The 26,034-nt window shown below is 56.3% G+C and carries 16 protein-coding genes; 8 read left to right on the forward strand and 8 right to left on the reverse strand.

Features of this window, described 5'->3' with window-relative positions:
• Window positions 1–15 precede the first annotated feature (15 nt).
• Entirely contained in the window at window positions 16–930 is a 915-nt protein-coding gene (locus NB063_RS15660) for a response regulator (RefSeq protein WP_250929673.1), read from the forward strand.
• Here the strand turns inward: NB063_RS15660 and NB063_RS15665 are convergent.
• Entirely contained in the window at window positions 893–4,483 is a 3,591-nt protein-coding gene (locus tag NB063_RS15665; protein WP_250929674.1) for a PAS domain-containing protein, read from the reverse strand. The genes NB063_RS15660 and NB063_RS15665 overlap by 38 nt on opposite strands.
• Before the next feature lie 304 nt (window positions 4,484–4,787).
• Here NB063_RS15665 and NB063_RS15670 point away from each other — a divergent pair, with 304 nt between their 5' ends.
• The 6 genes from NB063_RS15670 (at window position 4,788) to NB063_RS15695 (ending at window position 12,320) form a co-directional block, all read left to right on the forward strand.
• A complete protein-coding gene (locus tag NB063_RS15670; protein ID WP_250929675.1) occupies window positions 4,788–6,488 on the forward strand; it encodes a MotA/TolQ/ExbB proton channel family protein in 1,701 nt (566 codons plus the stop codon).
• 2 nt (window positions 6,489–6,490) lie between these two features.
• The gene (locus NB063_RS15675; RefSeq protein ID WP_250929676.1) at window positions 6,491–7,309 is read left to right on the forward strand and encodes a coiled-coil domain-containing protein; all 819 of its coding nucleotides are present in this window, start codon (window positions 6,491–6,493) and stop codon (window positions 7,307–7,309) included.
• A gap of 106 nt (window positions 7,310–7,415) precedes the next feature.
• Complete coding sequence (locus NB063_RS15680; RefSeq protein ID WP_250929677.1) at window positions 7,416–8,546, forward strand: coiled-coil domain-containing protein; 1,131 nt, start codon at window positions 7,416–7,418, stop codon at window positions 8,544–8,546.
• 315 nt (window positions 8,547–8,861) lie between these two features.
• Complete coding sequence (locus NB063_RS15685) at window positions 8,862–10,019, forward strand: formylglycine-generating enzyme family protein (protein ID WP_322975233.1); 1,158 nt, start codon at window positions 8,862–8,864, stop codon at window positions 10,017–10,019.
• A 79-nt stretch (window positions 10,020–10,098) separates the two neighbouring features.
• On the forward strand, window positions 10,099–11,004 hold the full coding sequence (locus NB063_RS15690; protein WP_250929738.1) for an NAD(P)-dependent oxidoreductase: 906 nt from the start codon (window positions 10,099–10,101) through the stop codon (window positions 11,002–11,004).
• The gene (locus NB063_RS15695) at window positions 11,001–12,320 is read left to right on the forward strand and encodes a glycosyltransferase family 39 protein (protein WP_322975229.1); all 1,320 of its coding nucleotides are present in this window, start codon (window positions 11,001–11,003) and stop codon (window positions 12,318–12,320) included. Before NB063_RS15690 ends, NB063_RS15695 begins: the two co-directional genes overlap by 4 nt.
• 29 nt (window positions 12,321–12,349) lie before the next feature.
• Here NB063_RS15695 and NB063_RS15700 read toward each other — a convergent pair whose 3' ends face one another.
• Entirely contained in the window at window positions 12,350–15,502 is a 3,153-nt protein-coding gene (locus NB063_RS15700) for a DUF6797 domain-containing protein (protein WP_250929679.1), read from the reverse strand.
• Between the two features lie 870 nt (window positions 15,503–16,372).
• Between NB063_RS15700 and NB063_RS15705 the strand changes: the two genes are divergently transcribed.
• Window positions 16,373–17,032: a 3-keto-disaccharide hydrolase gene (locus tag NB063_RS15705; RefSeq protein ID WP_250929680.1), complete on the forward strand. Its 660-nt coding sequence runs from the start codon at window positions 16,373–16,375 to the stop codon at window positions 17,030–17,032.
• 95 nt (window positions 17,033–17,127) lie between these two features.
• Here the strand turns inward: NB063_RS15705 and NB063_RS15710 are convergent, their stop codons facing one another.
• The 6 genes from NB063_RS15710 to NB063_RS15735 are packed head-to-tail and all read right to left on the reverse strand — an operon-like array spanning window position 17,128 to window position 25,802.
• The gene (locus NB063_RS15710) at window positions 17,128–19,752 is read right to left on the reverse strand and encodes a tetratricopeptide repeat protein (RefSeq protein WP_250929681.1); all 2,625 of its coding nucleotides are present in this window, start codon (window positions 19,750–19,752) and stop codon (window positions 17,128–17,130) included.
• Window positions 19,752–21,968, reverse strand: a complete 2,217-nt coding sequence (locus NB063_RS15715) for a vWA domain-containing protein (protein WP_250929682.1) — start codon at window positions 21,966–21,968, stop codon at window positions 19,752–19,754. Before NB063_RS15715 ends, NB063_RS15710 begins: the two co-directional genes overlap by 1 nt.
• Entirely contained in the window at window positions 21,965–22,996 is a 1,032-nt protein-coding gene (locus NB063_RS15720) for a vWA domain-containing protein (protein WP_250929683.1), read from the reverse strand. The genes NB063_RS15715 and NB063_RS15720 overlap by 4 nt, the downstream gene beginning before the upstream one ends.
• Window positions 22,993–23,850, reverse strand: a complete 858-nt coding sequence (locus NB063_RS15725; RefSeq protein ID WP_250929684.1) for a hypothetical protein — start codon at window positions 23,848–23,850, stop codon at window positions 22,993–22,995. The genes NB063_RS15720 and NB063_RS15725 overlap by 4 nt, the downstream gene beginning before the upstream one ends.
• Entirely contained in the window at window positions 23,851–24,729 is an 879-nt protein-coding gene (locus tag NB063_RS15730; RefSeq protein WP_250929685.1) for a DUF58 domain-containing protein, read from the reverse strand.
• Window positions 24,729–25,802, reverse strand: coding sequence for an AAA family ATPase (locus NB063_RS15735; RefSeq protein ID WP_250929686.1), 1,074 nt, complete (start codon window positions 25,800–25,802; stop codon window positions 24,729–24,731). The genes NB063_RS15730 and NB063_RS15735 overlap by 1 nt, the downstream gene beginning before the upstream one ends.
• Window positions 25,803–26,034 lie beyond the last annotated feature (232 nt).

The raw sequence follows: 26,034 nt of genomic DNA on the forward strand, positions 1-26,034 counted from the left end.
TGTCGCGAATGAAACATGCCCGAACCTACCCTCGTCCTAGCCGTCGACGACAGCATCACTCAGGTCACTGGCATGCAGATTCTGCTGCAGCAACACGGTTACGAGGTGATGACGGCGGCTAACGGGCGATTGGCCCTGGAGTCAATCCGGGAACGCCGACCGGCACTCGTTGTCACCGATTTGCAGATGCCCGAAATGGACGGTCTGCAACTCGTCGCCGCTTTGCGGCAAGAGTTCGCGGGACTACCGATTATCTTGACCACGGCCAAGGGAAGTGAAGAGATTGCGGCCAAGGCGCTGCGACTCGGTGCCTCCAGCTACGTTCCGAAACGAACGCTCAACGAAGACCTCGTTCCGACGATCGAGCGAATGTTGTCGATGGTCGACGTTGCCGACCATCACACCAAACCTTCGTCTCTGTTGAAATCTGTTCGGCTTGAGATGACACTCGGCAACAACGACGTTGAGGTCCCGAGTGTGATCGCGAGGTTGGAACAACCGTTGGCGGAACTCGGGTTGCTCGACGACACGATGCAGATGCAAATTTCGACAGCGTTGGATGAAGCGTTGATCAATGCGATCATTCATGGCAACCTCGGAATTTCGACGGAGCTGCGATACCAAGGGACCGATGAGCAGTTCCGTGAAGTGGTTCGAGAGAGACAGAAACAGGAGCCTTATCGTGACCGCAACGTGACGATCGTGATGCTCGCCAACCGAAGTGAGGTGACGTTCACGATCCGCGATGAGGGTGGCGGATTTGATGTCGGCGCGCTCCCTGATCCGACGGACTTTAGCAACCTCGGTGAATGCGGAGGTCGAGGGCTGTTGCTGATCAACGCGTTCATGGACAAGGTCACCCATAACGCGGAAGGTACCGAAATCGTGATGCTCAAGCGGAAGGTGGACGCGTCGCTTGAGAATGATTGAGGTCTTTGAGATAGGCCTGCGTGCATCGCACGAGTTCATCGAGCATCCATCCTGCGGCGGTAACGTCGCCCGTGTGGGCCTGTTTCTCGAGCCGTTGTGCCGAACCGGTAACCGCATCGGCACCGAGGCATCCGGCGGCCCCTTTGAGAGTATGGGCGCTACGGTGCAGCGCGACCGCGTCGGCTGAGTTGAGCTGATCACGCATCATGGGGAGTAATTGCTCGGCTTCCTCGATGAACGCGATTGCCAATTGGCTCGCCATTTCTTCATCGCCCCTCGTTTTGTCAACGATCGTTTCCCATGCCGACGGTCGTTTCTGGTCTGTGGCGGGCTGCGTTTCTTCCGCTGGAAGTAACACTTGCGGCTTAAGCGTGGCGGGGGCGTGCCGTTCCACCGCAGCCGGTTTGGCGGGAGCTTTCGCCACTGGTTCAGGCTCGGGCGGTTTTTCGCGAGGCCGTTTCGGAGGCGTTTTCAATTCCTCGCTCGCCCCGTCATCGCACGGCGGTTCGAGGGCGTCGATTAACAGTGGCGCTTTCGTCACCTTTTCCGGCGCTGTCTTTGCTTCGGCAGTGGGAAGTAAACCGGCCGTTCGGCTGGCGGCGAACTGTTGTTCGTGCTCCGCGGCCAATTCGTTGAATTTCGACGCTTCATTCGATTCCACCGCGTCTTTGGGATTAAGCGATTCGATGTCGGTGTTGAGCGAGTTCGGTGCGTCCGCGAGCACACGCTGCAAATCGGCTACGTCGAACGGTTTGGAAATGTAGTCGTCCATGCCCGCGGCGAGGCAGTGTTCGCGATCGCCCTTCATGGCTTCGGCGGTCATCGCAACGATGAATTGGTGGTTGCCTGTTTGAGCTTCGCGTTCACGAATGATCGCGGTGGCTTCGAAGCCGTTCATCTCGGGCATCTGAATGTCCATCAAGACAATGTCAAACGTTTCGCGTTCGAGAGCCTCGACGGCTTCGCGACCGTTGACCGCCAATTCCACCTGGTGTCCCCATTTGTTAAGAAAACCCAACGCCACGCGTTGGTTGACGATCCCATCTTCGACCAGCAGGATTTTTCGAGGTGCGATCTTTGGTAAGGCATTTGGTAGGGGCGGATGCAAACGTTTCTCATGGTCAACGCCCATTACCTCAAGCACAACGTCACGCAGTTCCGACGCGATCACCGGTTTGGTCAGATACCGATTGATGCCGAGTTCACGCATGCGTGGCGAACTGAGGCCCGCAAACGACGACGAGAGCATCACGATCGGTCCGTGACGGAGTTCGTCGGCGCGTTTGGCGAGTTGCTCAGCAAATCCGACTCCGTCGAGATTGGGCATGTGGTAATCGAGCAGAATTAGTCCAAACGGGTCGTCTTCAGATATCGACTCGGCGATCAAGTCGAGTGCCCTTTCGCCATCGTCCGCCATGACGGGTTTGAGATTCCAGAGTTGGAGGATTTCCTGCAGGATCCTGCGGTTGGTCGCGTTGTCGTCCACGACGAGAACGCGGGTGCCGGCGATCTTTGAGAAGGCCGCCGGACGACGCGGCGTTTGGTCAGGTGAGATGCCCAAGCGGACAAAGAAGTGGAACGTCGTGCCCACGCCGAGTTCGCTCTCCACCCACACCCGACCATCCATCATCTGGATCAGCCGGGCAGAGATTGTCAGTCCCAGGCCGGTGCCGCCGAACCGCCGCGTCGTTGACGCGTCGGCCTGCGAAAATGCCTCAAAAATCTTTTCTTGTTTCTCTCTGGCAATGCCGATGCCGGTGTCCCGCACGGTAACGTGCAACACCGCTTCGTCATCATCGAGAGTCTCGGGATTCACGTCGACAACGACTTCGCCGCTGTTGGTGAACTTGATCGCGTTGCCGACGAAGTTAACGACGATCTGACGCAAACGGCCGGGGTCACCAATCAATTCGTTGGGGATCCGGGGGTCGATTCGGCCGGCGAGTTCGAGACCTTTCTCGTTCGCTTTGAGCGTCAGCAGTTTGATCGCTTTGCCGATGCAATCTCTCAAGTTGAACGTGACCGTGTCGAGTTCCAAACGGCCAGCTTCAATCTTCGAGAAGTCGAGGATGTCGTTAAGCAGACGCAACAGAGAGTCCGCAGATTGCTGGACGAGCGTGAGGAACTCACGTTGTTCGGCAGTCATTTCGGTGCCCGAGAGCAGTTCGGTCATCCCCAGGATACCGTTCATCGGGGTGCGGATTTCGTGGCTCATGTTCGCCAAAAATTCGCTCTTGGCGGAGTTCGCTGCGTCGGCAATCTCTTTCGCCGCCAGCAGTTCTTCGGCGGCCATGCGACGGGCCGTGATGTCTCGGCTGATGCCCACCATCCCCATGACCTTGCCGTCTTTGCCGAACAACGGAACCTTGGTGGTCAAAAGCCAAGTGGACCTGCGGTCCGCGGCCTGGCAGATCGTCTCTTCTTGATCAATGAGCGGCTCGCCCGATCGCATGACGACTTGATCGTCGGCGACAAAGTTGCATGCCAATTCCGGTGGCGAGAAGTCGTAATCCGTTTTGCCGACCAATTCGCTAATGTCGTCCACACCGAACATGTTCAACATCGCTTGGTTGCCGGTCATGAAACGGCTGTAGCGGTCCTTGACATAGATGATGTCCGGGATGTTGTTCATGATCGTCTTGAGAAGATCACGTTCCCGAGCCAGTTCCGTTTCGGCGCGCACCTGCGCGGTCACATTGCGGGAAATACCGAATGTGCCGATTATTTCTCCACTGTCATCACGCAGCGGCATCTTGGTGGTCGCGCACCACGAGTCGGGCTTGCCGTCTCGCGTTTCTTTTTCCACTTTGCCGACGATTGATTCGCCCGTGCGGATGATCCAGCGTTCGTCCTCGAGTGCCTCCGTTGCGTGTTCGTCGCCGAAGAAATCCGCGTCGGTTTTTCCGATCGCATCTTCCGCTTTGGCCAGCCCGAACATTTCCGCCAACGCTTGGCTGATGCGGATAAACCGACTCTTGCGGTCTTTGAAGTAAACCGCGTCGGGAATGTTGTCAAACCATGCGTCGATCAGAAAACGCGCGTGTTTGAGTTCAGCGTCCTTCTTCTTCTGATGGGTGACGTCCCAACAGATGACCTCCACTCCGATAACGTCACCATCCGAACCGTAGGTTGGAAGCCGAATGACTTCGAGGAAGCAGGCCCCACTCAATTCGCCTTTGAGCAGTTCGAATTCACGTTGATCCCGATCACGGACCGACGGGATGTACTCTTCGATCACGTGATCCGGTTTGCCGGATTTCATCACCCTTTGTTCGATTTCCCAGCCGACTTGGGCGACTTCGGACGAAAACAGGTCGAAATCAGTCTTCCCGATGATTTCCTCGCGGTCCATCGCAACGGCGTCGCAGAAGGCATCATTCACCTCCAAAATTCGACCCGCGCGATCCTTGCGAATCACACAAAGATCGAGTTGTTCGCTGCGACTCTGACGAGTGCTAGCTGCCTTCTGATAGAGGCTGTGATACACACAATGCGCAGCCGCACCATTCTCGCTGACAGAAGACCGACCGGATTTCGACGAGGAGTAGTTCATGAGTTCGGCTCGGGTGGGGAGATGTTAGGAACATTGTACCCCGCTCACGGGAAATTAACAGAAAACAATTCGGCCGCTGCGCGATCGCGCCGAGGCCCGTCCGGCTGGTCGGTTTATCCGGGGGGTGACGATATCCGGGCGTGACGAGTTGTGCGTCCGGGCCATTGATTAGTTACCTTAGATGTCAGCACCGGAGCACAGCCGGATCGATTCGCAATGGGTTCATTTCGGCATCGAGTGTGTTTTCGGCTCCTGACGCTATGTTATCCCCCGCCTGCTATCCCGCCTCTTTCAATCGCACGCAATGGCAACTTTTTTCAAAATCTCCTGTCCCGGATGCGGCAAAGCTCTCAAAGTTTCCGACAACCTGTGCGGAAAAAGTCGTGCGTGCCCCTATTGCCGTGCGACCGTGCGGATTCCGGATGTGCCGCCCGCCGAACCTGAGGGAACACCGCCCGAAATCAAAATCGACCTCCGTCCGCCCGGCGAACGTGGCGGCGATGACGCGACCGCATCGGCACCTGGCACCAAGCCGTCTCAACCACCCACGAAGCCTGCCGCAGTTTCGAGTGCCGTCGTTTCGCCAAGCGTCAGCACGACACCGACCGTGGCCGTTGAGGCGCCAAAACGCCGCAAAACCGTCCGGCGAAAACGAGCGGAAAAGAGCTGGTTCCGATCGAGCAGCGATTCCGCCAGCAGCGATGTCAGTCTCGTGCTGTCCGGGTTGATCGCCGCAGCGGTATCGGCGGTCTGGTTCGCCGCACTTTACCCGTTTCGCGAAAGCTATCTCGGGGCCCTGTTTTGGATGCGTGGACCGGTTCCGTTTCCCACGACATTCCTGATGTTCTGGGCCGTCGCGATCCTTGTCCTGAAATGGATCAGGCTACAAGAACAACGCGACGCGATGCTGTTGGATGTCTTGCCCACCGAAGTCTCTCGTGAAATCACCATTGATTCGATCGATGGTTTTATCGAACACATCAATGAACTTCCCGGCGCGAGCAGTGATAGTTTTCTGATCAACCGAGTCGTCCGCGGCATCGAACACTTCCGCGTCCGCAAAAGTGCGGCGGAAACGGTCACGATGATGGAGTCGCAGTCGGAAATCGACGCGAACAATGTTGCGGGCAGCTACACGGTATTGAAAGTCTTTATTTGGGCACTGCCGATTCTCGGTTTTATCGGCACCGTGATGGGCGTCAGTAGTGCCGTCGCTAGCCTAGCGGGAAGCCTCAGCAGTGGTGGCAGCATGGACGCGATGAAAGGGGCGCTGCAAGAAGTCTTTGGCGGACTGGGCACCGCGTTTGATACCACGCTGCTCGCGCTGATCATGAGCATGCTTGTCAAGATTCCCGCGTCAGCGCTTCAAAAAGGCGAAGAAGATCTAATCACGCGCGTCGACGAATACTGCAATGAGAATCTATTGCGGAGGCTCAATGACGGTCGCGAAGGGGGGGCCGAACGTGGTTTGGCGGGAGGCGGAGGCGCAGCCGATACGAAGGTATTTCGTGATGCCGTCGAACAGGCGCTCGGGACCCAGCACGCCGAAATGGAACGCTGGCTCTCGAAACTCGATGCGATCGGCGGACGCTTGACCTCACAGGTCTCTAAAGGCTGGGACGAAGTCAACGCTCGAATCGAAGAGCAACAGCAAAAACATGTGGAGGTTTTGCATCAACAGCAACTCGATCAACAAGCACGTTTGCAGGCTCAGCTTGATCAGATGGCGAATGCAGCGGACAAAATCCAAACGGCATTGACCAAGCTTGCAGATCAAACCGAGTCGCTGCAAAACAAGGTTAACGAAACCTATTCGCAAACCGGCGAGACACTCACCCAGCATCTCGATGGAGTGCAAACGGGACTCTCCAGCCTCAGTAGCGTGCTCAACAAACTCGGCGATCAACAGGTCGTCGTGCAACAAGTCGCGGCCGCCCCCGAAGCGAAGAAGGGCTGGTTCAGTCGTAACAGTCGGTCTTCCCGGCGCGGGGGCAAGAGGTCCTAATCATGGCGCGTCGACGAAACAGCTCCGACGACGACATCTCGTTGTTCCCGTTTCTCAGCATCATTGCGTCGGTCATCGGTGTCTTGACGATGATGATCGCGACGCTCGCACTGGCGCAAACCGACACGCCCGACGTCGCGCAGATCGAAGAATTCGAGCAAAAATCCAAGCAACTCAAGCAGACCAATCAGGAGATCGAAGAACTCCGTCGCGAAATTTCTGTTTCCGACTCGTCATCGCTGCAGCTCCGAGAGCAAAAGAAAACACTCGACATCACGGTTGCCGAGCTAGAGGACTTGCTTGCCGAACTCGAGCAAGTCGAATCCGAACTTGCCGAACAGCAAGCGATCAAGGTTGTCATTCCGCCTGTCGACGAGAACTTGCGAGAAACGGCGGCAGACATGCAAAGTCAAGCGGAATCGCTCCGCGAAGAAATCGCTCAGCTCGAAAAAGAACTCACCACACGCATCGATGCGAGCGAAGCAAACGTAACCGTATTGCCCCAGGGTAGCGGATTGGATTTCATCCCCCATTTCGTCGAGTGTGCAGCTGACTCGATCGTCTTGCACGCTTCCGATCCTCCCAAACGGATCCGGACAGCGAACATCACCACGGACGAAGATTTCTTGGCGTTGCTCGAAACAGTCGCCAATGGAACTCGTGATTCGATCGTGTTCATGGTCCGCAGCGACGGGCTGGGAACTTGGCGATTGTGCAAAAAATTGTGTGATGATCGTAGTATCCGCAACGGAAAGATCCCGATCGTGGGCCAGGGCCGTATCGATTTGAGTCGATTCCGGTCGCCGGAGAACCGCGAATAGTTCCAATCCGAATGGCATCACCCTGAGAGTGACCCAAGGTCGGCATTCTCTGTAATTCTTGTTCCCTTTTTAAATTCATCTACTCTTTCCCTTTTGCCTGCCAATCATGCGACGCAAAGTTGATGACGATGACGACGGCGGCCTCGATTCGCTGCTCGACACGATGACGAACGTGGTGGGCATCTTGGTGCTTGTCTTGATCGTCACCCAGATCAGCGTGGCGGACGTCGTCACCAAACTGACGACTGAAAATCAGATCGATGATGAAACGCTCGCGGAACTTACCCAGCAGTTGGTCGCTCGCAGGCAAGAGCAGGACGAGCTCAAACGCGTCCTGATCGATCCGCTCAATATTGATCCCGAGCAGCAGCGTCGAGAACTCGAATTGAAACGTGATTTGCTTGAACGGCGTCGGAAAGAGCTCGCCAAGAAACAGGAAGAGAAAAACCAATACGCGATGAAGATCGAGGCGGACCGCGAGCAAGCCGAGAAGAATCGCAAACTGGTCGCTGACACGAAAGCCCAACGTGACGAACTACAGGTCGAGTTGGCACAGTCTCTTGAGCGAAAAGCGGAACTTCAGGCAAAGCTCGACTCGACACCGAAAACGGCGGCCCCGGCCGATATCGAAGTGAGCATTCCGAATCCGCGTCCGGCGCCTTCGGGAGCCAAACAGTTGGTTTTGATCTGTGCTCACAACGAACTCTATCCGCTCCGGCTCGACGATTTTCGCGAACGTGCCGAGGCGCAGGCCCGCCACATCATCGCCCGGTTCAAACTCGATCGCGATCCGGCGGCGGGCATTGATCCGAAGCGGTTCACCGAATATTGGGAGCGGCTCAGCGACAAGGATGAGTTCTTTGACGTGGAGTATTTCGTCGCGGGAGAACGGTTCCCGCGATTGCGGTTCATTCCGCGGCCCGATGATGGGGCGAGCGAGAAAGAGATTGTTAACCCGCGTTCACGCATCCGCTCGCCAAAGCTGCTCGGTGCGATCAATCCAGAAAAAATGTATGCCCGCTTCTTTGTTCTTCCAGATAGTTTTGGCGTGTACGTGACCGCTCGACGCTTTTTTAGTGAAGCCGGGGTGCTCGCCGGATGGGAGCCGCAACCGGAAGATTGGCGCTATCAAACCGGGGTTCCCGGGGGCATCGAACTCGGACCGCCCCGTCCACCCAAACCGACTCCGCCGCCCGACCCTGACGCGAAACCCAAACGGCCTAACTTGATCGACTGAGACGTCGTGGATCGAGATCTATGGATTAGCCTCGGTAATTCGGCCTTGTTGAATTGGATTGCCCGCGGGTTGGAGTTTCGGGGCGACAGATCGTCCTGTCGACAAAATTCTGGCCAATGCGGCGGTGGCATTGGGAGCAAGGACGTCTAGAATGGGGCACGGACAAGTGAAATCACTACTCCCCCCCGCCTTGCTGTTTACCCACCTTTCTCCTCCCGCAACCCGATTTCGGGGCTCTTCCCAATGCCTTTGAACAAACATCACAAGACGCTGAACTTGACGAATCTGTTGGCGTGGTTGGTCGGTCTGACCCCCATGCTCGCACTTTCATCAACCGGATTTGCCGATGCCGCCACGACGCAAACGTCCGTGGGCATCGCGACTGAAAAACCTGCCGAGGGACCCTTTGTGGCGTTGGATGATGGGACCTTTATGGTGCCCTACACACAACGCATTCCTGGGACCGATATCGAGTTTGAGATGATCCCGGTTCCCGGTGGTGCATTCACTCTCGGTACTCCCGAAAATGCCGATTACTTCGTTGATGATGAAGGGCCGACGATCCCGTTGAAGGTCAAGCCGATGTGGGTGGCTAAGACCGAAACACGCTGGGACATGTACAAAGAATACATGCGGATGTACGGCGTCTTTAAAGAGTTCGAGTCGCAGGGAATCCGAGTCGTCGACGAGTCCAATGTCGCCGATGCGGTCACCGCACCAACGGAACTCTACGACCCGTCGTTCACGTTCGAGTACGGTTCCAAGGCGACGCAGCCGGCCGTGACGATGACACAGTACGCCGCGCAGCAGTTCACCAAGTGGCTCTCTCGCATGTCGGGTGTTCAGTACCGCTTGCCGACAGAAGCCGAATGGGAATACGCCGCACGAGCCGGAACAACGACTGCTTACAGTTGGGGCGACGATCCCGATGAGATCGAAGACTACGCGTGGTACTTTGACAACTCGCTCGACGGGCCTGGTGATGTCGCAACAAAGAAACCAAACGCGTTCGGCTTGTACGACATGCACGGCAACGCCGCCGAGTGGACCGTCAACGAGTACACCGAGGACGGCTACGAATGGATGAAAGAAGCCAATCCCGGCGACGCAACCAGTGCAACTCGCTGGCCTGAAAACCCATGGCCGTGCGTCGCACGTGGCGGAAGTTGGGAGATGGATCCACCGGACTTGCGAAGTGCCGCTCGATTGGCATCTGACGATGAAGAGTGGAAATCAGAAGACCCGAACTTCCCGCGTAGCCCATGGTGGTTCACCAGCGATCCGTCGCGTGGCGTCGGTTTTCGTATGTTCCGATCGTATGAAACGTTACCGGAAGAAGTCATCACGAAGTTCTGGGAAGCATCGTCTCAGGAAACCCTCGATGACGTCGAAAGCCGCGTGAGCGAAGGCCGTAGCGGATACGGATACGTCGACGAAGAGCTCAGCGAAGCGATGAAGAAATTGGCTGAGTAAGCCTCTCCGGCTTTTTTGATATCCGAGGATTCAACAGAAGGATCGAACTCCGTTGAACACGCAAGCAGGCGGGGCAGCGATGCCTTCGGTGGACACGAAAACGCCGATCGGATGGATCGGCACGGGCGTGATGGGACACAGCATGGTCGGTCACCTGTTGGCCGCCGGTTATCCCGTCACCGTGACAACCCGAACGCGATCCAAAGCGGAATCGCTGCTCGACGCCGGGGCCGTTTGGGCGGACTCACCCAACGAGGTGGCCGCGCAATCTGAGATCGTGTTTGGCATCGTCGGTTATCCGGCCGACGTGCGAGACGTCTTTCTGAATCCTGAAGTCGGCGTCATTGCGGGATTGAAGCCCGGCGGAATTCTCGTCGATATGACGACGAGCGAACCATCACTCGCCGTTGAAATTCACCAAGCGGCTTCGCAGCGTGGTTTACACGCACTCGATGCACCTGTGTCGGGAGGTGACCGGGGGGCAAAAGACGGCACGTTGTCGATCATGATCGGCGGTGACGAGGAGGCGGTTCACCGCGTGATGCCGTGCTTCGAATGTTTCGGAAAAACGATTGTGTACCAAGGCGGACCCGGTGCGGGACAACACACGAAGATGGTCAACCAGACGTTGATTGCTACCGGGATGATCGGCGTTTGTGAAGCGCTCGTCTACGCGTCGCGCGCCGGGCTCGATTTACCAACCGTTCTCAAGTCGGTGTCATCGGGAGCGGCGGGCAGTTGGTCACTGAGCAATCTCGCTCCGAGAATGATCGAGCGAGATTTCGACCCAGGTTTCTATGTCGAGCATTTTGTCAAAGACATGGGCATTGCACTTGCCGAAGCAAAACGGATGAAGCTGGCGTTGCCCGGTTTAGCCCTCGCAGAGCAGTTGTACCTGTCTTTGATGGCCAAAGGTGGCGAGCGTGACGGCACTCAAGCACTCGTCCGTGCGGTCGCAGGCCTATCGGGAATGGATTGGAATTGAACAGTCGAACTCGATACGGTCTGGCGATGTGCTTGCTCGCGATCATCGCCGTGATGGCGGTTCGAGGTGGATTCATCGTTGCCAGATCCACGGCTCTCAGTGATGATCCCGACGCTTACCGAGTAATCGCCGAAACGCTCTCAAAGACCGGCGTGTTCGGATTACCGGTCGGTGACGCAAACGCACGCCCTACTGCGTTTCGTCCGCCACTTTACCCGTGGCTCCTGTCATGGTTCGTGGGTGAGGACGGGAAACTATCCAACTCGGCGCCTGCCGTTTTGAATTTTCTGCTTGGCGTCATTGCCGTTGGATTGACGTGGGACATTGCTCGACGATTGGTCTCGCCGCGTGCTGCGTTGGTTGCGGCGGGGCTCGTGTTGATCGATCCAATATTGCTATGGCAGTCCACGCTCGTCATGACGGAAACCATCGCGACGACTCTTGCGGTAATGGTTTGGTGGTGGTGGGTGGTGCGAATCTGTCATACGCCAATGGCTGAATCGGACGAATCGTGCGAAACCGCGAAGATGCCCGTGTACGTGAATGCTACGGTCCTGGGTGGATTGCTTTTGCTGACGATTCTCTGTCGGCCGACTTTTTTGGTTTGGTCCGTCTTGATTCTGCCTGTGATGTGGTTGGCCGGACCGGCTTGCCGCATTCGTCGTTCGGTATTCATTGCGACAGCCGTGTTGGTGATCGCAACCGGTGTCGGTACTTGGACGATCCGCAATATGTCGGCCGTTGGGAAGCCAGTTTGGGGCACGACGCATGGCGGTTATACGTTGTTGTTGGCCAACAACGATTCGTTTTACGACTATCTCGAAAACAAACCCTGGCAACTGCCTTGGCGATCCGAAGCGTGGGAGCCCAGCGAATTTTTTGCAGCGTACGAGGCACTGCCTCGCAGCGGTGATGAATGTGCAGATGACCGCGTGGCGTACGATGCGGCCAAGTCGGTGATTAGCAAACGACGCGAGATGTTCTGGTATTCGTGTTGGATACGTCTTGCCCGATTGTGGCAACCTTTTCCTCATGCAACCGGCGATCGATCAACCGCTTCGATCGTCGTCGTCGGTTTGTACCACTCTGCGGTGTACTTATTGATCTTGATTGCGATTTGGCGATTACGAGATTGGTTGCATCCGCGGCGTTGGCGAGCTTGGGTTCGATGGTGGCCAGCAATCGCATTAGTGATCACGCTCAGCGGAGTGCACGCGGTCTATTGGAGCAATCCGCGAATGAGATCCCCTGCCATTCCCGTGCTTGCGATCGCTGCCTCCGGTGCGTTCAAGCGACGGAGCGACCAGCCCGGCTGAGAAGGCGAAGGGGCATTGAGTAGTGGACGCTATTCAGTCGGGATTGCGTGGATGGTCCAGTAAACCTCTTCGCTGAAAGGAATTCCCTGGGCGTCGGTCACATCGAGTTTGAGATGCAATTGGTGGACAGGCCGAATTCCTTCGGAGTGAAGGGTGAGCGTCTTGCGGTCTTCGCTTAACACCGCCTTCTGGATGACGAGTTGTTGTTTGCCTTCCTCTCCTGTTTCGGGATGAAAGCTGGGTGAGCCGTAGCTCCGAGTCCATTGGTAGTTCCACTGCTCGGCGACATACGAACGAACGTCGGAGGCGGATTGAGGATCCAGCGGAAAGTTGAATGTCAGATGCAGCGTACTCGGGTGCACCTCGCATTGTGTGATCATTCGCATCGGCTTTCCGGTGTAGCGGACACGATAAATGCCACCGTCCGCCAACCCAGCACGACCGTTTTCGTTCCACCCGTCGAGCCCGGTCACATACACTTGACCGTCCTGTGGATTGACGTTGCCACGCATGATTCCGGTGCCAAAATCATGTGGGCATTTCACGATCGCCGCTTGCGTAATCACATCGCCGTCTTTCGTCGTCACCTCTTGAGGCATCAGATAAAACAGCCATCCTTTGCCGAAACTGGTGTGCAGTAGTCGTCCGGAGAGAGGGCCAAATCGTTCATCATCGACGAATACTTGACCGCCCGACGAGTTGTCGACTTCTTGGGGCATCCAAATGACGGGTTGGTCAAACGTCTCGGGCGGGATGACTTTCGTGTGGTCGATTTTTCCGCCGTCAGGTGCCCATGCTGCACTCCGTTGGGTTTGCGAATACCCGTAGAATCCGCCGGGCTTCACAAAACTAATCTTCGAAGCCGGCATCCAAGTGCCTTGGTTATCGCTGACGGTGATGCGATCGTTGGGGAGGATCCCCATGCCGTTTGGCGTGCGAAATCCGGTGCAAACGACCTCTCGCGTCTTCCCATCGGGAGACACTTTGATGACGGCACCCGGCAGTTTGTAGTCGGTGTATTGCCCGCTCTTGGCGTAGTATAAGTTACCCTTCGAGTCGACTTGGAGATCAAAGTTAAACGCGTGGAAAAATGTCGATACGTCCGTGTCGGCGCTAAAACTCTCGTAGAAATCAGCTTCGCCGTCCCCATTGAAATCGTGCAGTCGAGTGAGTCGGTCTTTACACGTAACGTAGACCAGCCCATCGACGACTTTGATGCCAAACGGTTCGTACAGCCCACCGGCAAAACGTTTCCATTCCAAACTCAATAGGTCGTCGTCGATTCCGGAAACAATCCAAACATCACCGCCCACCGTGGCAACCACCATCCTGCCGTCGGGATAGAAGTCGAGTGCCGATGTGCGAAACCATGTGTTCCACGGAGTCTCTTTGGGCATAGTGATCGTATCAACCGCATACGCACCGGTCTCGAGGCCGCGATAGCCAACTGTCTTGAATGTCTCAGGCCATCGCAATTTACCGCCCTGTGTCATCGTCGCGGGATCAATGGGCGTCAGTGGTTGCAGGGTTCCGGTGTTGGAAGGAAATGCGAACCGAACGATGTCGATCAGGCGTGTTTGTTGGTCCGCGGGAATGCGTATCACCCGCCGTCGTTGGGCATCCGACTTGATGATGACGCCATCGATATCGCCGGAAATCATTGGAGGCTGGTTTTCCGAGTCCGAAGACCCGACCGCCAGTACGAGCGTTTTACCGCCGCCGATCTTCAGCGTATGTCGAATCGCATTTTCGTCTTGGAGGCTCGAAGGCGTTTCCAGGATTTCGCGACCATCGATGGCGTAGGACAACACCACTTGATCGCCGTGGAGATAGTGTCCGTGGTAGTCGAACCATTGATTCGGGAGTGGACCGCGCGGCAACAGGTCTTCCGTGGGATATTCGAGAGATCCGTCGTGTCCCCATTTCCAAATCGAGAGCTCGTCGATCAGCCTTCCTTTGGGTTTGGGGAGCCCTTCGCCGCGACCACGCTTATGTTGCGTTTGGTCCAGGTCCAGGAATCCACCCGACCAAACCGAGGCTTGATCCATCGTGTGCAGATCATACGAGATTGTTTGATTTTTGAGTGCTATGGTTAGGGCGCTGTTGACCTCGCGGCCGAGTTGGGAGGCCAGTGCGGGGCCGTAGTCTCGATCCGGATCCGGCTTGAATTCGCCCATCTCGGTGCCCTTCGGCAACGACGCGAGGTATTCGTCCGTGACCGGTTGGTAATCCGGATTAGATCCCTTCATAAAGTGGTGACGGATATAGCCGACGACTTCATATCGCTCGCGTGGTGACAACGTCGTGACAGCGGCCATGAGTCCGTTGCCGTGAGAAAGCGTTCGAAACATGCTGTGGGGGTCAGCGCCGAACTTCAACGGTTCGCGTCCAAACGCGCGAGCTGTCGCGAGCGACGGAGTGTTCCCATCGCTTCCGTGACAATGCACGCAGGATGCGTCATAGATCATTTTGCCACGACCCTGCCTTCCCGATTCGACTTGCCGGATGATCTTTTCATGGTCAAGATTCGCCGTGTCGTCTTTGGTGATCAGTAGTTCGGGGGCCGGTTTGAGTTGCTCGGCGCGGTCAGGCCCGCCTTCATGGATCGCAAACAGATAGCTGAGCAAGTCCAAGACATCTCGCTGGGAGGAGAAAGTCGCCATCAATCCTTCCGGCATCATCGACGTCGACGCGTTGCTTCTAACGTCGATCTCTTCCTTGTCGATCGAGATTTCTGATTGCAGGTTAGCCGCATCACGCAAAACGATCGTTTCGTCGTCTTCTCGGACCAGCATTCCCGACACGATCTCGCCATCGTACGTGACCAATTGGACCGTCTCGTAACCTTTGCGGATTGACTGAGAAGGATGCAGTAACGCCTCCACCAAATGCACGTCGGTGACATCGTTTCCGAGACGAGCTAGGTCTGGGCCCAGCGGCGAAGATCCATTTTCGTCCTCATGACACGCCACACAGGCCGCCGCCGATTTGTAGTAGACAAGGGCACCGTCTTCAGGGTTACCACGCAGTCGAGCCTCGCTGGCGACGACCGCCGGATCGGCTTCTTCGAACAGTTGTTGTAACGATTTGCTTTCCGAAGCCGCCGCTTGGTGAGTCATCACGATCGAAAGCCAAGCAAACAACACGACGCAAAGTCGCGTGACCAACAGTGGGATCTTCATCAAACAGCTTTCCTTCGAATACCAAACAACAACCCGCCATCGCCCAGCCTCCACCACCCCGTGCCCATCCAAGTCACAACACGGCAAAGACCCAACGCATCAACATCACAGTTGTACCATCTCCACCCGTCACGCGAGCGGTAAGAGCCATCTTTGTCTCAATCAAGTCGCCGACGTAGATCCTCGTCCGTGCGGCTCGCAGATATGTCTTGCCATCTTGACAATTTTGAGTACGAGGTGGGTGGTGTCTTGCTTGGTTCAGACCGTTGCGTTTTCATTGAGTTGCCATTGTGCACCTGGATTTCATCGGCTGCTCGCGGGTGCCCGCCAGATCAATTGGGCTAGCCCGTGTGTATGCCTTTTGCGGCGATGAGTTGGCGAAATCCATAGCAAGACAAGATCAGAAATCAGGTTGGCCAGTTTGGGATTGTTTTTGTCGGTCGCGCGGGCAAGAGATTACGCACAACAGCCCCATGTCATTTTCTGTTGTTGGTGCTTAATGCGATAGCGTCATCCTAATGGATTCCCCAACATTTCCGGTGTTGAACGTGTGCCCCGTCTATGCCGGGTGGGAGTACGTGATGGGCAATAACCTGTGAAAACGCCGAGAGTGAACAGATTGTTAGGTGTTGAGGATTTGTTTGGGATCCTTGGTTTCGAGGTGAAATGCGGGTTTGGGAGTGGTTATACTTTTCGCGTCTGGCTCGTTTGTTTCTTTCCAGCGATGAGTTGTTTGGCTCATGCGGAACTGAACCGTGACGCGGTTGCAGACTGGATCTTGTGTTCGCGTTGAGCGAGGACGACGCTTCGTTCGTTGGGCGGCGTTTGTTCTGATCCATGTTCGTTCACTTTCACCAGGACCCATTTAAAATGCCTATGCCATCTGCCAGTCGACTCACTCTGCTACCGGTTTTCATGCTTGCGGTTATCGGCGTTCCGTCTGTCAATGCGGATGAAGCTTCGGTCTCAGACGCCCCCGAAACGGAGCAGTGGATCTCGCTGTTTGACGGCGAATCGATGGATGGATGGGAAAAAGTTGGCAAGAAAGATAGTCACTGGGAAGTGAAGGACGGTGCACTCGCAGGTTCGGGCACGCAGTCGATGCTCGTGTGCACGAAGGGACCTTTCAAGAACTTTCGTTACCGCGCCGAAGTCAAAATTAACGATGGTGGCAATTCGGGAGTCTACTTCCGCACGACTCGCAAACCCGGTTTCTCAGATGGTTACGAGGCCCAAGTCGACAGCACCCACCGCGACCCGATTCGCACCGGCTCGCTGTATGGTTTTTGTCACGTGTACCCGCAACTCGTTAAACCCGATACTTGGTTCACCTACGAAATCGAAGTTCGTGACGACGTGTGGCGTGGCCGCGAAATGACGCGGATCAAGGTCACCGTCGACGGGAATGAACTGTACGAATACCTGGATTTTGCCAAAACCTATCCGGCGGGTCACTTCGCATTTCAGCAACATGATCCGGGAAGCAAAGTGCACATCCGCAAGGTCGAAGTTCTGCCGTTGGCAGATTGATCTGCAACGGGATTTCGAAACGAGAGTCGAGAAAAACGCGATCGGGAAGCACGCCTGCGTTCACCGGAACGATCGACGAAGAATCGCATCTATTCTCATGAACGCCGATTGAAGATCAGCCGGGTTTCGTTGGCGGGGATCCAGCATCGGCGTCCGTCGGCGAGTTCGATCTCCAACCAATCGTCGCGTTTCGATTGAACGTGGAATTCTAAGCCGTCGTGCAGTGGTTCGTTGAAAGCGGGGTTATACGTGTACGCGGGGCCTTTGCGACCGTAAACCTCGCCGACGACCACGACGCCTTCGCTGCCCGAGTGAAGCATCGCACTGAGTCCGATGAGCCCGGCCACCAAAATGATTGCTGCGATTCCTACGGCGGAAACGCGTGTTAGCGTGTTTCGATATCGCTCGTGAACCAGCAGCACGCCCAGTAGCAGGAACCACAACGGCACCATCGCGGCGCAGATCCATCGCAGCGGCAGGGAACTCAATCGCATACGATGTGGTTCGTCCAGCACATCGACCGTCAGCGCACGAGCAGCACGCAGGTTCTCTCGCACAATCGGATCGAACGGACGGTAAATTTGAGATTGGCGATAGCAGGCAATTGCTCGTCCCAATTCACCCGATTGAAACCAAGCGTTGCCGGCGTTGAACCATGCGACACCTTGCAGTCCTTCTGTCGTCGCGGCACTTTCGTACTTCAACGCGGCCTGTGAGTACAACGCGTTAGTTTCCGGTAAACCTGGCGTCGTGTCGAGTGCTTGCTCGAACAACGACTCCGCTTCGCTCCACTCAGACGCGGCAGCGTTTCCGGCCAATAGTGTCAATGTCAGCAGCAGTGCCATCGTCGACGCGTTTCGGAATTTCGCAAGTAGCCTTCCCGCGAGTTCATTAAGTGGCGGCACCGATGGTGTTGGTTTCTCAGCGGAGAATTCAAACCGATCGGCTTCCAAGTTAGCCTGCTCGATCGAACGAATGTCTTGCTCGGACAGGTCGAGTTTTCGCAGACGTTGCTGCGCGTCGCCGCTGGTCCAGGCACCGTCGGGCATCGAGAATCCTGTAGCCAAAAATTTTCGAAACGCCTGCCATTTCTGGATCGTGCCTTCGGGAGTCTTTTTCAGTTCATGAAACGCCCGCGATTGCGCACGGTAGACCGGGTTGATTGCCCGGCGTCGGCGTTCGCGAACCCATGGAAACGCAAACGCGAAAGCGACCACCCCGCACGCCATCCACAACAAAACGTGTTCGGCCAAAATTCCGGTCATTTGGTTCATGAATTCAGTCATCTTTGTTGGCCGTGCGTTGTGCCAGATTCCATCGGGTTGATCGGTAAGCGTCGGTTCAGCGGTCAGGTTTCGTATATCAAAAAAGCGGCTGCCATCATGTGGTTTTACCGTCAACGAAACCGCTTGAGTTTGCAGGTCGTGATAGGAACCGGACTGAGGATCGAACACCGGTATCCGAAGTGACGGGAAGGCGGAGATATCGGTGGTGAGCGGCCGCACGCGGGCGCGGAATCCGGTTCCATCGGGATACCAGGTGCGACCGAACTCTGGCGAAACGTGAAACCGTCCACGGAGACTTCGTTGCAACGTGAGCGGTTTCAGGTCGAGCATTCCGTGAGGAGCGTTACTGTGAACGCGCAGGTCGACTTCTAAGACTTGCCCGACTTCCAATTCGTCCGTTGCGATCGAAACTTCGATCTCGCACGGTGTAAACAGATTGCTGAATAGCTCAGAGCGATTTTCGCGTGGTAGCGGCAGCACCTCGATCGATATCGGATCGGATTCGGCATAGACGCGCTCGTACGACGTCAGCGAAGAAAGCGGCTCAAATAATCCATTGTTGTAGTACGCCGCGTAAGGAGCGAAGGCACTCCCGTTTCCGTTTCGCAGGGCGCACTCGAGCCGTACCGCGGGAATTTCTACCAAGCCAGGTTCGTGGAAACGAATGAACATAGGAAAACGGACGATGCCAAACTGATTGGGGTTTTCATCCGGCGGTACTCTTTCCGCGATGATTCGACGGCCACCAAAGGGCATGCCCATTTGTCTTTCTTCGGGTGCGGTGCACCGGGGAATGACAATCTCTAAATCGTCATCATTGAAGAACGGAGGAAAACACTTGAGCGATCGGAATCGGTTGGTGGTTTCATGACTTGACCACGTAACGTCTACCCGCAGAGGCTCGCCGGCGTAGACGGTTGTTGATGCCGGGGACAGTTCAAACTGCATCTCGTCGGATCGCTGGGGAGCACTGACGATGAATTGCGTCGGCGGAGAGCGGTACGCGTGGGTGTCCGATAGAAATTCAAGAGCCGGAAAAACGGACAATCCGGTGCGCCGCGGAAGAAATCGGATGACTGCTTCGTGCGCATCTCCACTACGAGCTTTGGCCCTGACTTCGATGTCAAAAATCGAGACATCGTCATCGATCGGGATCTCTGAAGGTTGTTCGACGGCCTCAGGGAATTTGACCGTGGCCGTGGCGACCACATCGGTAAACCAAGTCTCCTGCTCGAGTTGGAGGGCAACGTCCTGCACCTCTCGCTGAATCGCAGGCGGCTCGGCGGGATCGCTTTCGCTTTCCGTTTGTGCGTGCAGCGTCGCAGAGTCCTGTGCGACCATGAGCATGCAAAACAGGGCAATCAAACGCACGGTTTTCCATACGGCGTGATGGCGATGTTTCGTCAAGTCGGAGAGGATGGATTGATCGGCCATTACCAGTCCTTCTCCACGTTTCCCTGATTGCCCTTGGCTCTTTGCTGTTGGCGGAACTGCAAACTGCCCTGCTCTTCCATCAGGATGTCATCGACGCTGTAGTTAGGTACGGGCAGCGATTGCATTTCCGATCCGCTGGCGAAGTCTCCTTGTCCTTGCATCGAAGACATCATGGCTTCTTCCGAGTCGCTCGCTTCCATCATTTCGTCGTATTCAGCGTCTTCGTCCCAGTCGCCTTCGTCTGATTCGCCGGAATCATTGCTGGCGAGCAGATCTAAGATCTCCTGAATCTTCTTGATCGCGACGAGTTGTTGATCGCGACCTTCGGGCCATGTATTCCATTGTTGGAGTTTTCCGGCTGCTTGTTCTTGCGCGACGACGACTTGATCCATCAGCTGCAGCGGTTCTTGCAGCACGCTTACCGGTGGAGCAGGATCCGGTGCCGAATGAACGGTTGTCGATTGAGATTCATCGCCAAAGTCCGCCGGCAACGAAGGTGGTTCCGCGGTCACTTCCGAGATGGTTTGGTCGAGATCCTTCATGATCTGACGGATCGACACGCCCTCGTTATGTAGCGTGCGTTGGGATTGAGCGAAGCGTTTCGAATCCTCGGCAGCCGAGTCCGGTGGGCTAGGCGGCTCGGGAGGAGGTTGTCCTCGACGTGGCCGGTTGTTGCGGTTGGAGTGGTCGGGAACGTTATCGCGAAGTTCACTCTGCTTGGTTTGTAATTCCTGCAGCAGTTTGATCAGGTCCTGCATTTGTTCTTGAAGTTGACGCTCACGTTCGTCTTCTTCCTCGATCAGTCTGACGTAGTCGGCGATCAGCTCGGCGGTCGGGTCTAAACGCCGTGCCGCTCGTTCGAAGCGAGGGTTCATCCGACACGCTTCTAGAAAGCGGTTTTGAGCGAACCGAGCTTGTGACAACGCTTGCCGAGGTTCCGCTTCGGCTTGTGCTTCAGCAAGCGAGAGATGGCACAAGCCTTGGTTGAAGCGAATTGCTGCGATTTGCGACGGCGTCAATGCGTCGGACGGAAACTCGGAGTCAATGACGCTGTAAGCGTCCAATGCTTCGGCGGCCTTGCCCTCGTTTTGCATTTGCACGGCTGCCGTGAATTGTCGTCCAAGCTTGGGCGGGTCGGCGCCGGCGGTTTGAATCCCGGCGATTATCAACAGGGGAATCCACAGCAAACGTGTCACCGCGTTTGCAGGCCCACGTCGCGGTGACAAACCGCTGGCAGCGCCGCGTCCGCTGAACTCGGCGAAGAGCAGAAGCAGCAGTGCCACGGTGATCAGCGGGAAGCTGAGTTCACGATAAACGACGTAGGTCTCGCCACCAGCGGTACCGGCGATGGGTTTGTTGAGTGCGAATTGCGCGTACATGCCGGCAAGATCAAATGCGGACGTTCCCGCGGCCAGATAGGTTGCATCATCAGAAAGACGCGACAGCTCACGCAGTCCTTCGTCGTTCAATTTCGTTGTAACGATTTGGCCGTCATGTTTGAGGAAGTCGGGCTTTCCGTCTTCGGTTTCGATCGGGATTCGTGATCCGGCCGTGGGGTCGCCCAAGCCGACCACCAGCAATCCGGTTTCGTTTTCCTTGAGCAATTCGGCGACTCGTTCGGTTTGGTCGCCGTGTTCTTCGCCATCGGTCAGAACGATGAGATCTTGCATGCCGGATCGGTCCGGATCGAGCACATTGTCGACGCACTTTTCGATCGCCGATAAGAGTGTCGTGCCACCGAAATCGACGACCCGCGGCGTGGCCTGATCGAGCATGTAGCGAACGAATTCATGATCGTGTGTCAGGGGGCAGAGGATATTCGCGCTACCGGCGTAAACGACCAATGCCACCCTTTGCGAACGAAAGCTGTCTAACGCATCTCGGATGCCGTCCTTCGCCGCTTCGAGTCGCGACGGGTAGGCATCCTCCGCGAGCATGCTTTGTGAAACGTCGAGCACAAATACCACGTCCCGGCCGCTCTGGGTGACAGAATGTCGTCGCGGTTGATCGCCCGGGCGAGCCAATGCCAACAGCAGGAGCAGCAACGCGGCTATCCGTAAACCGTCACGCCGAGTCGACGAAACCGGTACGCCACCGCCCATCTGATCCCGTACCGCCGCACGACGTTGTCTTGCTCGGTGGAGCAGCCACGCCACCGGGAGCAAAAGAAATATCAGCAGCAACATGCCAGGATATTGAAATGCAAATGGACTCATGGAACCGTCCGCAACCAAGTGGCTTCGAGCATCAGTGCGGGAAACAAAAACAGCAACGCCACCGCAAGTGGCAGCCAATACAATTCGGCAACCCGGGTGTAGTTACGAGTCACGATCCGCGATCGTTCGAGTTGGTCCACTTCCGCGTAGACAGACAGCAGCGAATCGTAATCGTATGCGGTGCGAAACAAGCCTCCGGTTTCTAATGCGATGTGTTCAAGCACGCGTTCGGCTTCGGAAAGAGGCGGTTCCGCATCAGGTGTTTGCGGATTGGGCGGAGCGTGGTCCCCGAGGCTGATGCAGTAGATCCGGCAGCCCCATTCGCGGGCCAACCCGGCTGCCTCGATTGGCAAGTGTTGCCCGGAGTTGTTTTCGCCGTCGGTCAGCAGAATAATCACGCGGCTCGAGATCTCGCCTTCCAGGCTTCGCCGCTGGCGGACCTCCGGATCATCGAGTTGTTCTAAACGGGCGGCTGCGACCGCCAACGCGTCTCCGTAGGCGGTGCCGTCTTCGTTTGGCCGTTCTTGAATCTCAAGGGATCGCACCAATTGCAGCAACGCCTCGTGCCCAAACGTTAACGGGCTGCGTGTGTCGGCGTAGCGGGCGAACGTAACCAAGCCTATTAGATCACCGCCGCGGCCTTGCAGTTCTTCTCCATCACCCGCGATGAAACGCTCGACTAATTCTTTGGCAACTTCCATCCTCGTCGTTTGTTTTTGATCGGATAATTGGATGTTCATCGCCATGCTGCTGCTGACGTCCACCAATAGCTCAATCGCGATCCCTTCGGAAACCTGTGTCGAGTGAGTCGAGCCGGCTTGGGGGCGCGCGAGTGCGATGATTAACAGCGTCGCCGCGATGACCCGCGCGGTCGGCGGTATCCAAAGAAAGCGTGCTCGACCCGTGTCGGCATGCTGCCAAAGTTGCAAGGACGGGACCGCCATGGTTGGCCGATTATGGCGGCGGATCAGAGCGATGACCAACGGCACGGGCAGCAGCAATAGGAGCCAAGGGAATGCGAAATTCATGTCCGCAGCTCCTTCTGTAACCGGGCCACGAGCTGCGCCGCCTGCACGTCGTTGGCGTATACAGCCCGTTCCACCTCGACGCGTGTTTCCTGAGAGACCGGACAATCGGGATCGTTGAGCAATCGTTCCAAAGCGTCTTTGGGGATCGATCCTGACTGTAATTCTTGGATCAACTCGGTGGGCTGGAATTTTGGCGTCGCGGACGCGGCGATGGGTTCTGGTCTTCGTCGCCGCGACAATTGGCCGCCGATGAAAACCAACAAACACAGGACGGCCAACAATGCGAAGCCCCAAGCTTCCGGTGATGATTCCAAGCGGTTTGTATCTTCGGGAGGCAATGGTTCGGGCGCGTCGCTAATTTCCGAAGCGTCAAACGGGCTCACTTCCAAACTCAACTCAGGCAGTTCGACCTCATGAGGGCCGTCGGCCGTTGAGAGCATGACGCGGGCATCACCGATCGTGTGAGTGCCCGATGAGACCGGTTGAAAAAAGAGACTTTCGCGTTGGTGATACTGCCCATTTGCGTACTCAAGCGGGACACGCTCGACCGCAATCGAGTGGAGTGTCGGCTGCGAGGGCACTTGTAATTCAAAGCTTCCCCATTGCTTTCGGTTCATTTCGACACGTAACTCGACAATCTCCCCCGGATTCGCTCGAGCGGGGATGAACCGGGCGGTGATACCGTGCGAGTCGTCGACCGCAGGTCTCGTTGCCTGCACGATCGTTGTCTCTGATTGGGCGATCACGCTGATACCGCCGAGCGACTCGGCACGGACGGAAACGTCTTTACCAATTGCGACCAAGCAGCAGACTGAAGCGAGGACAACGCGAACGAACGGGAGCATGTCGAACATTCAGCCTCCCGTCTCGTCAGCGATGCGTCGTTGACGGGATTGAAAGAATCCGGCAAGAGCGGTGACGCAATCTTCACCGACAGCAACCTCCATCAAGCTGATCCCGGCTTGCAGCATTTGTTCTTGCAGATCCACGTGGTGAGGACGGACTTGTCGTGCGGCGCGAGACAAATCGACAAACCGGTGGTCGCCGGTTTCGGTGTCTCGCATGTGAATCAGCTCGGTAATGCCCGAAGTGCTTTGAACAGCGTCGAGTATGTTGATCGCATTGACATCATGACGGCCCGCCAAGGCGCGCAGTTCGTCTAAGTAGTCGGCCGCGAGGAAATCCGATAACACGAAAACGACCGAATGCTTCCGTGCCATGTGCCCGAATCGATTCAGCACCGATTCGAAATGGGTTGTGCGGCCTTGGGGGCGGAAGTTCAGTAGCGAGTCCATGATCCGCAACGCGTGCCGACGGCCCTTTCCCGGAGGAATCACCAATTCGACGCGATCGGAAAACAAGATCAGCCCCACGCGATCGTTGTTGCGAATCGCCGCCATCGTCAACAATGACGCCAGTTCGACGATCGTGGCGTGTTTGCGCCCTGAGGGGGATTCCAAAATGGAGGCGGAAACATCCACCAACAGATAAAGAAATTGTTCGCGTTGTTCGATGTAGCGTTTGATGTGAGGTTCGCCGGTCCTCGCCGTTACCTTCCAGTCCATGGAACGGACGTCGTCACCGGGTTGGTAGCGGCGAACGTCTTCGAACTCGATGCCTTGGCCGCGGAAGATCGAACGGTATTCGCCGGCTAACAAATGTTCTACCGGGCGTCGGCATTGCAATTCCAAGAGCGAGAGCCGCGAATCAGAATCAGCAATGGGTTCGGGCATCATGACTCAACCACCGGCACCGCTGCGAGCATGCGGTCAAGCAAATCGTCCGAAGTGATCGAGTCAGCCTCGGCGCGGTAGGTGATTGCAAGTCGATGTCGTAGCACATCGTGGGCAACGTCTTTGACATCTTGCGGGATGGTGTAATCGCGACCGTTCATCATCGCGTTGCCTCGCGCCGCCAACGACAAGTAAATCGATGCTCGCGGTGACGCGCCAAAACGCACATAGCGTTCGATGTCCAGCTCGTATTTGCTTGGGTGCCGGGTGCAGTCGACCAAGCGGACGATGTAGCGTTGGATCTTTTCGTCAAGAAAGGTTTCGTCCAACACCTGACGCATGAGCTTGAGTTCGTCGAGCGACAGCACCGATTCGATATCGATCGTTGCGTCCGTCTTTGCCATCCGCTGCATGATTACCAATTCGTCGTCCATGGATGGATAGCCGACTTTGAGTTTAAACATGAACCGGTCAACTTGTGCTTCCGGCAAGGCGTAGGTGCCTTCTTGCTCGATCGGGTTTTGAGTGGCGAGCACCAAGAACGGTGATGGCAGATCGAAGGTCTCTTTGCCGAGCGTGACCTGTTTTTCTTGCATCGCTTCGAGCAATGCCGATTGCACCTTTGCGGGAGCGCGGTTGATTTCGTCTGCCAGCAGCAAGTTGGCAAACACTGGCCCCTTTTCGGGGGTGAAGGTGTGGCTGCGCGGGTCGTATACTAAAGTTCCCGTCAGGTCGCCGGGGAGCAGATCGGGGGTGAACTGAATGCGACTGAATTGGGCGTGGATGGCGTTGGCAAGACAATTGACCGTCAACGTTTTGGCGATTCCAGGAACGCCTTCGAGCAACACGTGGCCGTTGCATAACATCGCCAGCAACAGGCGATCGATCAGCGTTTGCTGGCCGACGACGTAGCGTGAGACTTCGGTCCTTATCTGCTCCAGTTTCTTGCTGGAATCGATCATCTGCATGGCCAATCGCGTTGTAATTTCAAAGGTCAAATAGCGGCCGTCGTTGGGCGGATCGCAAACGGAGCGACTCTCTAATTGACCACGTTTTGTGGATTTGTGCCACATGGCGGCCGCCACCCGATTGCGTTCTCAACGAATAAAACGCTCGGCATAACCGCAACCTCCCCGCACCCATGGCGACGAGTTTTTGGGCGGTGAACGAAGCCCGTTCTTATCGACGTTCGTGGACGCGAAATCGCTTCAAAAGCATGACGTGGCCCGGCCGAGCAGCTATCCTTTGTCTGCCGCTCTGTTGCCCTGCCGCTTTGCCCCGATCCGTAAAGCCGAATCGGCTCGG

The sequence above is a fragment of the Aporhodopirellula aestuarii genome (assembly GCF_023701485.1).
GTDB lineage: Bacteria > Planctomycetota > Planctomycetia > Pirellulales > Pirellulaceae > Rhodopirellula > Rhodopirellula aestuarii.